Below are 12,625 nucleotides of genomic sequence, written 5' to 3'. Positions count from 1 at the left end.
CTAGTCAGAAAGGGGTTTGACGTGGCAACCACGATCAAGCCGCTCGAGGACCGCGTCCTCGTCCAGCCGCTGGAAGCAGAGCAGACCACCGCCTCGGGCCTGGTGATCCCGGACACCGCCAAGGAGAAGCCGCAGGAGGGCAAGGTCATTGCCACCGGCCCCGGCCGCTTCGACGACAAGGGCGAGCGCGTCCCGATGGACGTCGCCGAAGGTGACGTCGTCGTGTTCAGCAAGTACGGCGGCACCGAGGTCAAGTACGACGGCCAGGAGTACCTGCTCCTGAACGCCCGCGACATCCTCGCGATCGTCCAGAAGTGACCTGCGTCGCGGCAAGGGGGACGACCCCCTTGGGCCCCCGCGACACTCGCGCGCACCGCTGCTCGCAGGCTCGCAGCTGCGCTCGTGAGACGAAGTAGTGATCATTACCGCGCCCGCCGGTCCCCTCGGGGCGGCGGGCGCGGCTCTCACACCCCACGTCGGCCGAGCCTGTCGAGGCCCCGTGTCCACTCTTTCCACCAGGAGTATTGAATGCCCAAGATTCTGCAGTTCGACGAGGAGGCCCGCCGCTCCCTGGAGCGTGGTGTCGACGTCCTCGCCAACACCGTCAAGGTGACCCTCGGCCCCAAGGGCCGCTACGTCGTGCTCGACAAGAAGTGGGGCGCCCCCACCATCACCAACGACGGCGTGACCGTCGCCCGTGACGTGGAGCTGGACGACCCGTACGAGAACCTCGGCGCCCAGCTGGCCAAGGAGGTGGCCACCAAGACCAATGACGTCGCCGGTGATGGCACCACCACCGCCACGGTGCTGGCCCAGGCCCTGGTGCACGAGGGCCTCAAGGCCGTCGCCTCCGGCTCCAATCCCGTCGGCCTCAAGCGCGGCATCGAGCAGGCCGTCGCCGCCGTCGAGGACGAGCTGAAGAAGGTCGCCAAGCCGATCGAGACCACCGAGGACATGGCGGCCGTGGCCACCATCAGCTCCCGCGACGAGGTGATCGGCAAGCTGATCGCCGACGCCTTCGACAAGGTGGGCAAGGACGGCGTGATCACCGTCGACGAGTCCCAGACCTTCGGCACCGAGCTGGAGTTCACCGAGGGCATGCAGTTCGACAAGGGCTACCTGTCCCCGTACATGGTCACCGACGCCGACCGGATGGAGGCCGTCCTGGACGACCCCTACATCCTGATCCACTCCGGCAAGATCAGCTCCATGAATGACCTGCTTCCCCTGCTGGAGAAGGTCATCGGCGCCAAGGGCACCCTGTTCATCGTGGCCGAGGACGTCGACGGCGAGGCCCTGTCCACCCTGGTGGTGAACAAGATCCGCGGCACCTTCACCAGCGTCGCCGTCAAGGCCCCGGCCTTCGGCGATCGTCGCAAGGCCATGCTGGAGGACATCGCCATCCTCACCGGCGGCCAGGTGGTTGCCCCCGAGGTCGGCCTTAAGCTGGACCAAGTTGGCCTGGAGGTGCTGGGCCGCGCCCGCCGCGTCGTGGTCAGCAAGGACAACACCACCATCGTCGACGGTGCCGGTGAGTCCGACGAGGTGCAGGCGCGCGTCGCGCAGCTGCACGCCGAGATCAGCCGCTCCGACTCCGACTGGGACCGCGAGAAGCTGCAGGAGCGGGTTGCCAAGCTGGCCGGCGGCGTGTGCGTGATCCGGGTTGGCGCCGCCACCGAGGTGGAGCTGAAGGAGACCAAGCACCGGATCGAGGACGCCGTTTCGGCTACTCGCGCGGCCATCGAGGAGGGCATCGTCGCCGGTGGCGGCTCCGCCCTGGTGCACGCCGCCCGCGTGCTGGAGGACGGCCTGGGTCTGGAGGGCGACGAGAAGGTCGGCGTCCAGATCGTCAAGAAGGCCGTCGTCGAGCCGCTGCGCTGGATTGCCGAGAATGGTGGCGAGCCCGGCTACGTGATCGTCTCCAAGGTGGCCGAGCTGGAGCCCGGCAATGGCTACAACGGCAAGACCGGCGAGTACGTGAACCTGGTGGAGGCCGGCGTGATCGACCCGGTCAAGGTCACCCGCTCCGCCTTGGCCAATGCCGCCTCCATCGCGGCCCTGCTGCTCACCACCGAGACCCTGGTGGTGGACAAGCCGGAGGAGTCCGACGAGGACGCCCACCAGCACTGAGCACGACGCCGGTCGCCTGACCGGTGAGCTTGCTCGCAGGCCCTCGCCCCTTGTGGGGCGGGGGCCTGCGGCGTGTTGTGGCCTCCCGCGAAAATTGTCGGGGGCATGGCCTAGCATGTGGACTGGCGAAGAACTCCACCCTGCCTGAAGGGTCCGTGTGTTGGCGCACCGGTCACCGGGTGTACCCAACCAATCCCGCCTGCGGTGCTGGACCCGGGGGGAGTAGTGGATCGTTCAAGCCTCGGTACCAGCGGCGCTGCGGCGCCCGACGAAAGAGACCCTATGTCCACTCCCGCGGCCCCCTCGGCGGCCAAGCAGGCCCAGGCGCACGTCCAGCGCTTCGGCACCTTCCTCTCGGGCATGATCATGCCCAACATCGGCGCCCTGATTGCGTGGGGTCTGATCACTGCCCTGTTCATCGAGGTCGGCTGGCTCCCCATCCTGTTCCGCAACATCGGCTCCGGCGTCGTGCCCGACTGGGTTGGCGCCATCGGCGGCTGGGGTACGCACATGGTCGACGGCAAGGAGGTCAAGTGGGACGGCCTGGTCGGCCCGTCGATCTCCTACCTGCTGCCCCTGCTGATCGGCTACATGGGTGGCCGGATGGTCTACGACGACAAGGTGCGCGGCGGCGTCCTGGGCGCCATCGCCACCATGGGTGTCATCGTCGGCGTGCCGTCCAGCCCGATGTTCCTGGGCGCCATGATCATGGGCCCGCTGGGCGGCTGGACCATGAAGAAGCTCGACGCGCTGTGGGAGGGCAAGATCAGGCCCGGCTTCGAGATGCTGGTCAACAACTTCTCCGCCGGCATCTGGGGCATGATCGTCGCCATCTTCGGCTTCTTCGCGGTCAGCCCCGTGGTCCACAAGGTGATCGAGCTGCTCGGCAAGGGCGTGGACGCCCTGGTCAGCCACAACGCCCTGCCGGTGGCCAGCGTCATCATCGAGCCCGCCAAGGTGCTCTTCCTGAACAACGCCATCAACCACGGCGTGCTCACCCCGCTGGGCACCGAGCAGGTGAGCCAGGCGGGCAAGTCCATCCTGCTGATGCTGGAGTCCAACCCCGGCCCCGGCCTGGGCATCCTGCTGGCCTACATGCTGTTCGGCAAGGGCATGAGCAAGGCCTCGGCCCCCGGCGCCGCGATCATCCACTTCCTCGGCGGCATCCACGAGATCTACTTCCCCTACATCCTGATGAAGCCGGCCCTGCTGCTGGCCACCATCGCCGGCGGTGCCTCCGGCGTCGCCATCAACCAGCTCTTCAAGACCGGTCTGGTCGGCCCCGCCGCGCCCGGCTCGATCTTCGCCTACATGATGATGGCCGCCCCCGGTGACCTGGTGAAGATCCTGCTGGCCATCCTGGTCTCGGCCGCAGTCACCTTCGCCGTGGCCATGCCGATCCTCAAGATGGACAAGTCCGATGGTGACCTGTCCAAGGCCACCGCAGACATGGAGGCCATGAAGGGCAAGAAGTCCTCGGTGGCCGGCAACCTCGTCGCCGCCCCCAAGGGCGAGATCAAGAACATCGTCTTCGCCTGCGACGCCGGCATGGGGTCCTCGGCCATGGGTGCCTCGGTGCTGCGCAACAAGGTGAAGGAGGCCGGCTTCGGTGACGTCAAGGTCACCAATGAGGCCATCGCCAATCTGAAGGATGTCTACGACATCGTCGTCACCCAGGAAACCCTGGCTCCCCGGGCCATCCCGAAGGTGCCCAGCGCCACCGTGCTGACCGTCGACAACTTCATGAACTCGCCGCGCTACGACGAGGTGGTGGAGATGATCCGCACCCAGCGCTCCGGCTCCGCCGCGCCCGCTGCCCCCGTCGCCGCGACCGCACCGGTGGCCGCGGCCGCCCCGGCCCGGGCCGCCGTCGAGGAAGATGCTCCCGCCAATGGCGTCCTGGCCACCGAGAGCATCCAGCTGGGTGCCCACGCCGTGGACAAGGGCGACGCCATCACTCAGGCCGGCCGGCTGCTGGTCAACCGCGGCGCGGTGGGGGAGGCCTACATCGACGCGATGCATCAGCGCGAGCAGTCGGTGAGCACCTACATGGGCAACTTCCTGGCCATCCCGCACGGCACCAATGAGGCCAAGGAGCACATCTTCAGCTCGGCCATGAGCTTCATCCGGCTGGCCGAGCCGATCGACTGGAATGGCAACCAGGTCAAGTTCGTCGTCGGCATCGCCGGCAAGAACAAGGAGCACCTGCAGATCCTGGGCAAGCTGGCCAAGATCTTCTCCAACAATGAGTCCGTGGCAGCCCTGGAGCAGGCCAACTCGGCCGACGAGGTTGCCGCCATCCTCGGAAAGGTCAATTCCTGATGAGCAAGGCAGTGCACTTCGGTGCCGGCAACATCGGTCGCGGCTTCGTCGGCCTGCTGCTGAACGGGGGCGGCTACCAGCTGACCTTCGCCGACGTCGCCGATGCCCTGATCGAGCAGCTCAAGGCGGCCGAGAGTTACACCGTCCATGAGGTGGGAGACGGCGGCCAGGAGCACGTGATCAGCGGTTTCAGCGCGATCAACTCCAAGACGGAGGGCGACGCCCTGACCGCGGCCATCGCCGAGGCCGACGTGGTCACCTGTGCCGTGGGCCCGAACATCCTCAAGTTCATCGCCCCGGCCATCCGCGCCGGGATCGACGCCCGCCCCGCCGACGCCCCGAAGGTGGCGGTGATGGCCTGTGAGAATGCCATCAACGCCACCGACAACCTCAAGGGCTTCATCCTGGGTGACAACCCCGGCGACGTGGAGACCAAGGCGATCTTCGCCAACACCGCCGTCGACAGGATCGTCCCCAACCAACCCGAGGGCATGGGCCTGGACGTCAACGTGGAGCCCTACTACGAGTGGGCCATCGAGGAGCCGCCCTTCAACGGTGACAAGCCGGAGATTCCCGGCGCCACCTGGGTGGAGAGCCTGGCGCCCTACATCGAGCGCAAGCTGTTCACGGTCAACACCGGCCACGCCGCCACCGCCTACTTCGGCTACGGCGCGGGCATCGAGAAGATCTCCGACGTGCTGGCCCAGCCGGAACTGAAGGACAAGATCTATGCGGTGCTGAGTGAGACCAAGGCGCTGCTGGTGGCCAAGTACGGCTTCGAGCCCGAGGTGCAGGAAGCCTATGTGCAGAAGATCCTCAAGCGCTTCGCCAACCCGGAGCTGCCCGACACGGTGACCCGCGTCGGCCGTTCCCCGCTGCGCAAGCTGTCGCGTCACGAGCGTTTCGTCGGCCCCGCTGCCGAACTCGCCGAGCGCGGGATGGACTCGAAGGGGCTGCAGGCGGCCATGCTCGGCGCCATGCTCTTCGACGTCGCCGAGGATGCCGAAGCCGTGAAGGTTGGCGAGATCATCGCCGGCAATGCGCCCGAGGCCGCGGTCACCGAGCTGACCGGGCTGGATGACTCCCATCCGCTGTTCGTGCAGCTGGTGGAGGTCGCCACCCAGGCCCGGGCCCAGCGCAACACTGACTGACCCCACCCAGCTGGCTGGACCTCACCATCCCGCTGGCTGAGCCTGTCGAAGCCACGGCGGCCGTCCCTTTCGAGGGGCGGCCGTCGTCGTATGTCCCTAGGGGCCAGCCTCCAAGAGCCTTGGCGGGGACCCGGCCGCGGTCCCTGAGCCGGTCGGAGAGGGAGCCCCGTCCCCGAGCGCGGGACGCAGGCCCAACCGCGGCCCTGAGCCTGTCTAGGGGTTGACCTGGTAGGCACGGTTGCGGCGCGTCCAACTGCCCCCGGAGTGCCGGAGCTGGAAGAACTGTCGGTGGCGCCCGATAGGATGGGCCCATTCCCGAGCACGAAGGTGGTAACCGGTGTCCCAGAACGAGGCGTCCAGCATTCCGACCCACGAGCTGACCGGCTCGGGAGTCCCCGACAAGTTCCTTCCCCTGGGGCTGACCTATGACGACGTCCTCCTGCTCCCCGGCGAGACCGATGTCATCCCGTCGGAGGTGGACACCACCGCGCAGCTCACCAAGGGCCTGCAGATCCGCATCCCGCTGATCTCCGCCGCCATGGACACCGTGACCGAGTCCCGGATGGCCATCGCGATGGCCCGTCAGGGCGGCTTGGGCATCCTGCACCGCAACCTGTCGATCGAGGACCAGGCCTACCAGGTGGACCTGGTGAAGCGGACCCAGACGGGCCGCATCACCAACCCGGTCACCATCGGCCCCGAGGCGACCCTGGAGGACCTGGACCACCTGTGTGGCCAGTACCGGATCTCCGGCCTGCCCGTCGTCGACGCCGAGAACCACCTGCTGGGAATCTGCACCAACCGGGACCTGCGCTTCACGCCCGTCGACGAGTGGAGCACCACCCGGGTCAGCGACGTGATGACCAAGGCGCCGCTGTTCACCGGCCGCGACGACATCACCAATGAGGAGGCCACCGCGCTGTTGCGGCAGAACAAGCGCGAGCGGCTGCCCCTGGTGGACGCCGAGAACCGGCTGACCGGGCTGATCACCGTCAAGGACTTCGTGAAGTCCGAGCAGTTCCCCAATGCCAGCAAGGATTCCCAGGGTCGACTGATGGTGGGCGCCGCCGTCGGCTACTTCGGGGACTCGTGGGACCGCGCCACCCGGCTGATCGAGGCCGGCGTCGACGTGCTCGTCGTGGACACCGCCCACGGCCACGCCAAGCTGCTGCTGGACATGATCCGTCGCCTGAAGGCGGACCCGGCCACCCAGCACGTCCAGATCATCGGCGGCAATGTTGCCACCCGCGCCGGTGCGGCTGCGCTGTGCGAGGCGGGGGTCGACGCCGTCAAGGTGGGCGTGGGCCCCGGCTCCATCTGCACCACCCGCGTCGTCGCCGGTGTCGGCGTGCCGCAGGTGACCGCCGTCTACGAGGCCGCCCAGGCCTGCCGCCCGTTGGGCGTCCCGGTGATCGCCGACGGTGGCCTGCAGTACTCCGGTGACATCGCGAAGGCCCTGGTGGCCGGCGCGTCCACCGTGATGGTCGGCTCCCTGCTGGCCGGCTGCGAGGAGAGCCCCGGCGAGACCGTCTTCATCGCCGGAAAGCAGTACAAGCAGTATCGCGGGATGGGTTCGCTGGGCGCCATGAGCAGCCGCGGCAAGAAGTCCTACTCCAAGGATCGCTACTTCCAGGCCGATGTCACCAGCGACGACCAGCTGATTCCCGAGGGCATCGAGGGCAATGTGCTCTACCGCGGCCCCGTCGGCCAGGTGGTCCACCAGCTGGTCGGCGGCCTGCACCAGTCGATGTTCTACGTCGGTGCCCGCAACCTCGACGAGCTGCATGAGCGGGGCCGCTTCGTCCGGATCACCTCCGCCGGGCTGAAGGAATCCCACCCGCACGACGTCGCCAACATCGCTGACGCCCCCAACTACTCGCGCTGACCCGCGTCTAAGGAATCACTTCATGTACGACATCGGACGCAGCAAGCGCGCCACCAAGGCCTTCGCCCTCGACGACATCTCGATGGTGCCCACCCGGCGCACCCGCGGGATGGACATGGTCAACCTGACCTGGAAGATCGACGCCGTCACCTTCGACTTCCCGATCATCGGGGCGCCGATGGACTCGGTGATGAGCCCCGAGACCGTGATCCAGATGGGCAAGCTCGGTGGTCTGGGCGTGCTCAACCTGGAGGGCCTGTGGACCCGGTATGAGGATCCGGAGCCGCTCTTCGATGAGCTGGCCGCCATCGAGGACCGCTACCAGGCCACCCGCTTCATGCAGCAGGTCTACGCCGAGCCGATCAAGGCGGAGCTGATCACCCAGCGGATGCAGCAGATCCGCGAGGCCGGGGTGCCGGTGGCCGGCTCGCTCAGCCCGCAGAACACCCGCGAATTCGCCTCCGTGGTGGAGCAGGCCGGGGTGGACTTCTTCGTGATCCGCGGCACTACGGTCTCCGCCGAGCACGTCTCCAATGTCGACGAGCCGCTCAACCTCAAGGAGTTCATCCGCAAGCTCGAGGTGCCCGTGATCGTCGGCGGGTGCGCCACCTACCAGGCGGCCCTGCACCTGATGCGGGCTGGGGCGGCGGGCGTGCTGGTCGGTTTCGGCGGCGGCGCCGCGCACACCACCCGCGACGTGCTGGGCATCGAGGTGCCGATGGCCTCGGCCATCGCCGACGTCGCCGAGGCTCGTCGGGACTACCTGGACGAGTCGGGCGGCCGCTATGTGAACCTGATTGCCGACGGCTCGGTGGGCCGCTCCGGCGACATCGCCAAGGCCATCGCCTGCGGTGCCGACGCGGTGATGGTCGGCGCCCCGCTGGCCCGCGCCGCCGAGGCCCCTGGCAAGGGGTGGCACTGGGGCGCGGAGGCATGGCACGAGAGCCTGCCCCGCGGCGAGCGGGTGCACTTCGACACCGTCGGCTCCTTCGAGGAGGTCGTCGTTGGCCCGTCGCACATCCCCGACGGCACGATGAACCTGGTCGGAGCCCTGCGCCGGGCGATGGCATCCTGTGGCTACACCGAGGTGAAGGAGTTCCAGCGGATCGAGCTGGTCATCCGGTAGCACGTGCCAGGTTCGGTGGCTCCGGGTCAACAGCCCGTCGCGGCGTTCCCCGGGGCCGGTCCTGCTCTTCGTCGCGGCTAGGTGCCGAGTTGCTTTTCATCCATCTCAGCGCCGCGACGGGCTGCCGAGCCCTCCGCCACCGCGGTTCCTGCCCGCGTTTCGTTGTGGCGTGGGCTTCTGCGACGGGCTCGGGGGCCGCTCCGCGACCCCGTCGCCCGTCGCCCACCACGGTGACGGGTCCTGTCGAGGCGGCCTCGCCTCACGTTGTGGGCGGGGTGCGCGGGCTCGGCGGGCGCCCGTAGGCTGGCGACATGAGCGAGGCGACCGATCCCGAACTGCTCCAGCTGCGTGGCAGCATCGACAATCTTGATGCCGCCCTGGTGCACCTGCTGGCCGAACGCTTCAAGGTGACGCAGCGGGTGGGGGTGTTGAAGGCCACCAAGGGGCTGCCCCCCGCCGACCCGGACCGGGAGAAGCGCCAGATCGAGCGGTTGCGCGCCCTGGCCGAGGACGCACAGCTGGACCCGGAGTTCGCGGAGAAGTTCCTCACCTTCATCGTCACCGAGGTGGTCCGCCACCACGAACAGATCGCCAAGGACCACGCCTGAGCCATTCCGGAGGATCCCCGCCGGCATCCTGCGACTGCCCGCCCGAACTCACCGCCCAAGATCTCGGATGGCGTCCATCTGTTCCCAATGACGCTTCAGCGCGGCGCGTCCGGCGGGGGTGATCTCCTGCATGGTGCGGGGGATCTTTCCCTGGAAGACCTTCGTCACCCGGATCAGGCCCGCCGCCTCCAGCTTGGACAGGTGACTGGACAGGTTGCCCTTGGTCAGGCCCAGGACGGTCTGCAGGAACTGGAAGTCGGCCTCCTTCTGCCCCTCCAGGACGCTCAGGATCCCCAGCCGGGCGGGCTCATGGACGAGCTTGTCGACGGCCAGGTCCGGCGTCGTCGCCTCACCGCTGCTCATCGACGGCCCCCGGTCCCAGGGCACTGACCAGCCGCTGGTGGTCCACCAGGCCAATCACGATCAAGGCGGGCGCCACTGTCCCCATGGAGAACCAGAAGGACGGCTGGTATCCGGTGAGCGGGATGAAGGCACACAGGGTGAGGGCGATGCAGCTGATCCAGTGCCAGATGGTGAGCCCGGTGTTCCGCAGCCCCGCCCACTCACCGGCCAGCATCAGCGGACCCGCCACCAGTGGGGTCCACAGCAGGGGGCCCGGCTTCCACTGGTCGACGCCGCTCGCGATGACCACCGCGAGGATGGCGAGGATGCTGAAGAGGATCGTCACGGCGCTGCGGCTGCGCCTGGAGCGAGCCTTGCCATAGCGCTTCTCGTACCAGGGCAGGCCGATGGCCACACTGAGGCAGCTGCCCACCCCCATCCACATGAAATTGCGGGTGACGGCGGTCAGCAGGATCGAGATGCCCGTGCCCACCGTGATCAGGCCCTGCAACATGTCGTAGTCCTTGCTGACCGCGATCCTGCGTTGCAGGTCGTCGGTGGTGTTCGACGTCGTGCTCATGGCAGCCTCCGTGTTCGCAAACTGGTTTGTACTACAAACCCAATGGAGGACAAACGAGTTTGCAACGCAAACCAGAGGGTCTTCAGGAACTAGCGGACCTCGAAGCTCGTCGCCAGGTCTGCGGTCGAGGAACCGCCCACCCAGACGTCGAAGGTGCTGGACTCCTGTACCCAGTCGCGGGCGGCGGCATTCCAGTAGCGCAGCTCGTCGGGGCCGAGCTCGAAGACCAACTCACGGCTCTCGCCGGCGCCCAGGGTCACTCGCTGGAAGCCCTTGAGCTCGCGCGCCGGCCGCGAGGCGGACCCGTAGCGCTGGTGCAGGTAGAGCTGGGCCACCTCGTCGGCCTCCCGCTGGGAGGTGTTGGTGAGCGTCACCGTCACGGTCGCGGTCTCACCCACGCCCAGCTGGGAGGGCTCCACCCGCAGGTCCGAGTACTCGAAGCTGCCGTAGGACAGGCCGTGGCCGAAGGGGTAGAGCGGTGTCGACGATTCATCCCAGTAGCGCTCATGGGCGTACTCGGGCTGGAAGGTCGTGTAGTGGGAGAGCGTCATCGGCACCTGCCCGACGGTCCGCACCCAGGTGAAGGGCAGGCGGCCGGCGGGGGAGAGGTCGCCCATCAGCGCCGCGGCCACCGCCTCGCCACCGCGGCAGCCGGGGTACCAGGCCTGCAGGATGGCCGGGAGGTGTTCGTCGGGCCAGCGCAGGTCCAACGGGCGGGCGGACATCAGCACGAGCACCACTGGGGTGCCGGTCTCGGCCAGCCGCTGCAACTGCTCCAGCTGGCGTCCGGGCAGGTCCAGGCTGCTCACCGAGGCGCGCTCGCCGGTCTGGTTCTGCCGCTGTCCGGCCACGACGATGGCCACATCAGCACCACGGGCCAGCTCGACGGCCCGCTCGATGGCGGCATCGTCGTCATAGCCCTCGCCGGTGACGGCGGGCTCGGCCTCCATGTCGTCGAACATCGACGGGAAGAGGCGGTCCGGGATGCAGGCGCCGGGGGCGTGCTCGACGGTGACGCCCTCACCCAACCGCTGCCGCAGGCCCTCCAGGACGGTGACCGTCTCCGCCAGGTCGAAGTCGAAGATCCACGGGCCCAGGGTGTCGCGGCGGCTGTCGGCCAGCTGCCCGATCACCGCCACCTTCTTCAGCGACGAGGGATCCAGGGGCAGCAGGCCGTCGTTCTTGAGCAGCACCAGGGACTTCTGGGCGGCCTCGCGCGCCACGTCGCGGTGCTCGGGTGCATTCAACACCGCGTCGGTCTGGTCGGCGTCGGCGTAGGGCTGGTCGAACAGGCCCATCCGGAACTTGGCGGTCAGGATCCGGCGGACGGCCTGGTCCAGCTCGGCCGCGGTGACGGTGCCGTCGGCGATGGCCTGCGGCAGGCGTGAGTAGGCCGGGTCGGTCATGGTCATCTCCATGTCCAGGCCGGCGTGCACAGCCTTGGCGGCGGCATCGGTGAGGTCACGCGCATAGTGCTGGGTGGCCAGGGAGCGCACGGCATTGGCGTCGGAGACGACGAATCCCTCGAAGCCCATCTGGTTGCGCAGCACCTCGGTCAACAGCCAGCGGTTGCCCGACGCCGGTACCCCGTTGAGGTCCATGTAGGCGCTCATGATGTTGGCGGCGCCGGCCTTCACGGCGGCGTGGAAGGGCGGCAGGTAGACATTCCACAGCTCGTTGTCGCTGATGTCGGAATCCTCGTAGTCCCGGCCACCCGTCGCGGCGCCGTAACCGGCCAGGTGCTTCGGGCCGGCCAGGATGTGTGAGCCGTCCAGGCGGCCCTGCTCATCCAGTTCGCCCTGGAAGCCGCGCACCTGGGCCGCGGCCATCGCCCCACCCAGGTAGGGGTCCTCGCCGGCGCCCTCGAACATCCGTCCCCAGCGCGGGTCGCGGGCGATGTCCACCATGGGCGCGAAGGTCCAGTGGATGCCGATGGCGCGCGCCTCTCGTGCCGCCACCTCCTGGCCGCGACGCGCGGTCTCCGGGCAGAAGGAGGCCGCCACGCCCAGCGGCGCCGGCATCACGGTGCGCAGGCCATGGATCACGTCGAAGCCGAACAGCAGTGGGATGCCCAACGGCGACTGCTCGACGGCCAGCTTCTGCAGCCGGTTGGCGGTGACGACGTCGCGCACGAACAGCACGGATCCGGCCCGGCCGTCGATGATGGCCTGCTCCACCTCGTGGACGTCGTTGTCGGCATTGGCCTCGGAGGCCTCGGGATTGCCGAAGTAGAAGAACTGGCTGACCTGGCCGGCCTTCTGCTCCACGCTCATCCTGCTCAGCAGGTCGGTCACCCGCTCGTCGACTGGCAGCTCCGGGTTCCTGAAGGCTTCGTTGCTCACGTCCGGCTCCTTGTTCGAGGCGCGTGCGCGCCATTACCTACCATAAGGTTAGTTTGTTGTCGGCGTGGGGAGAAGGGGGCACCGCCAACTTGGTCCGGACGCGACGAGGGGTCGGCCACCATGATGGTGGCCGACCCCT

10 protein-coding genes are annotated in these 12,625 nt (G+C 68.2%); 7 read left to right on the top strand and 3 right to left on the bottom strand.

Annotation, left to right across the window (positions count from 1 at the left end; translation table 11 throughout):
- Window positions 1-21 precede the first annotated feature (21 nt).
- From groES to AAEX60_RS09260, 7 genes are all read left to right on the top strand, one after another.
- On the top strand, window positions 22-318 hold the full coding sequence (gene groES, locus AAEX60_RS09290; RefSeq protein ID WP_342102910.1) for a co-chaperone GroES: 297 nt from the start codon (window positions 22-24) through the stop codon (window positions 316-318).
- 210 nt (window positions 319-528) lie between these two features.
- Entirely contained in the window at window positions 529-2,130 is a 1,602-nt protein-coding gene (groL, locus tag AAEX60_RS09285) for a chaperonin GroEL (protein ID WP_342102907.1), read from the top strand.
- Between the two features lie 282 nt (window positions 2,131-2,412).
- Window positions 2,413-4,452: a PTS mannitol transporter subunit IICBA gene (locus AAEX60_RS09280; RefSeq protein WP_342102905.1), complete on the top strand. Its 2,040-nt coding sequence runs from the start codon at window positions 2,413-2,415 to the stop codon at window positions 4,450-4,452.
- On the top strand, window positions 4,452-5,603 hold the full coding sequence (locus AAEX60_RS09275; RefSeq protein WP_342102904.1) for a mannitol-1-phosphate 5-dehydrogenase: 1,152 nt from the start codon (window positions 4,452-4,454) through the stop codon (window positions 5,601-5,603). The genes AAEX60_RS09280 and AAEX60_RS09275 overlap by 1 nt, the downstream gene beginning before the upstream one ends.
- A gap of 337 nt (window positions 5,604-5,940) precedes the next feature.
- Window positions 5,941-7,488 (top strand): IMP dehydrogenase, encoded by a 1,548-nt coding sequence (guaB, locus tag AAEX60_RS09270; protein WP_342102903.1) that lies wholly within the window; start codon window positions 5,941-5,943, stop codon window positions 7,486-7,488.
- 22 nt (window positions 7,489-7,510) lie between these two features.
- Window positions 7,511-8,614: a GuaB3 family IMP dehydrogenase-related protein gene (locus AAEX60_RS09265; protein WP_342102902.1), complete on the top strand. Its 1,104-nt coding sequence runs from the start codon at window positions 7,511-7,513 to the stop codon at window positions 8,612-8,614.
- Between the two features lie 311 nt (window positions 8,615-8,925).
- Entirely contained in the window at window positions 8,926-9,222 is a 297-nt protein-coding gene (locus AAEX60_RS09260) for a chorismate mutase (protein ID WP_342102900.1), read from the top strand.
- A gap of 48 nt (window positions 9,223-9,270) precedes the next feature.
- On the opposite strand, the gene AAEX60_RS09255 is transcribed toward AAEX60_RS09260, so the two are convergent.
- The 3 genes from AAEX60_RS09255 to AAEX60_RS09245 form a co-directional block, all read right to left on the bottom strand.
- Entirely contained in the window at window positions 9,271-9,585 is a 315-nt protein-coding gene (locus tag AAEX60_RS09255) for a winged helix-turn-helix domain-containing protein (protein ID WP_342102898.1), read from the bottom strand.
- The gene (locus tag AAEX60_RS09250; protein ID WP_342102896.1) at window positions 9,572-10,144 is read right to left on the bottom strand and encodes a hypothetical protein; all 573 of its coding nucleotides are present in this window, start codon (window positions 10,142-10,144) and stop codon (window positions 9,572-9,574) included. Before AAEX60_RS09250 ends, AAEX60_RS09255 begins: the two co-directional genes overlap by 14 nt.
- Window positions 10,145-10,233: 89 nt before the next feature.
- Window positions 10,234-12,486 (bottom strand): glycoside hydrolase family 3 N-terminal domain-containing protein, encoded by a 2,253-nt coding sequence (locus AAEX60_RS09245; protein WP_342102895.1) that lies wholly within the window; start codon window positions 12,484-12,486, stop codon window positions 10,234-10,236.
- Window positions 12,487-12,625 lie beyond the last annotated feature (139 nt).

Origin of the sequence: Luteococcus sp. H101, assembly GCF_038433155.1 — a bacterium.
Classification (GTDB): Bacteria; Actinomycetota; Actinomycetes; order Propionibacteriales; family Propionibacteriaceae; genus Luteococcus.
This window is presented reverse-complemented; position numbering and strand designations above follow the sequence as displayed.

Excerpts from the sequence above, each read along its gene's own strand:
- groL (WP_342102907.1), top strand. The coding sequence starts at position 529 with ATGCCCAAGATTCTGCAGTTCGACGAGGAGGCCCGCCGCTCCCTGGAG.
- AAEX60_RS09280 (WP_342102905.1), top strand. The coding sequence starts at position 2,413 with ATGTCCACTCCCGCGGCCCCCTCGGCGGCCAAGCAGGCCCAGGCGCAC.
- AAEX60_RS09275 (WP_342102904.1), top strand. The coding sequence starts at position 4,452 with ATGAGCAAGGCAGTGCACTTCGGTGCCGGCAACATCGGTCGCGGCTTC.
- AAEX60_RS09265 (WP_342102902.1), top strand. The coding sequence starts at position 7,511 with ATGTACGACATCGGACGCAGCAAGCGCGCCACCAAGGCCTTCGCCCTC.
- AAEX60_RS09260 (WP_342102900.1), top strand. The coding sequence starts at position 8,926 with ATGAGCGAGGCGACCGATCCCGAACTGCTCCAGCTGCGTGGCAGCATC.
- AAEX60_RS09255 (WP_342102898.1), bottom strand. The coding sequence starts at position 9,585 with ATGAGCAGCGGTGAGGCGACGACGCCGGACCTGGCCGTCGACAAGCTC.
- AAEX60_RS09250 (WP_342102896.1), bottom strand. The coding sequence starts at position 10,144 with ATGAGCACGACGTCGAACACCACCGACGACCTGCAACGCAGGATCGCG.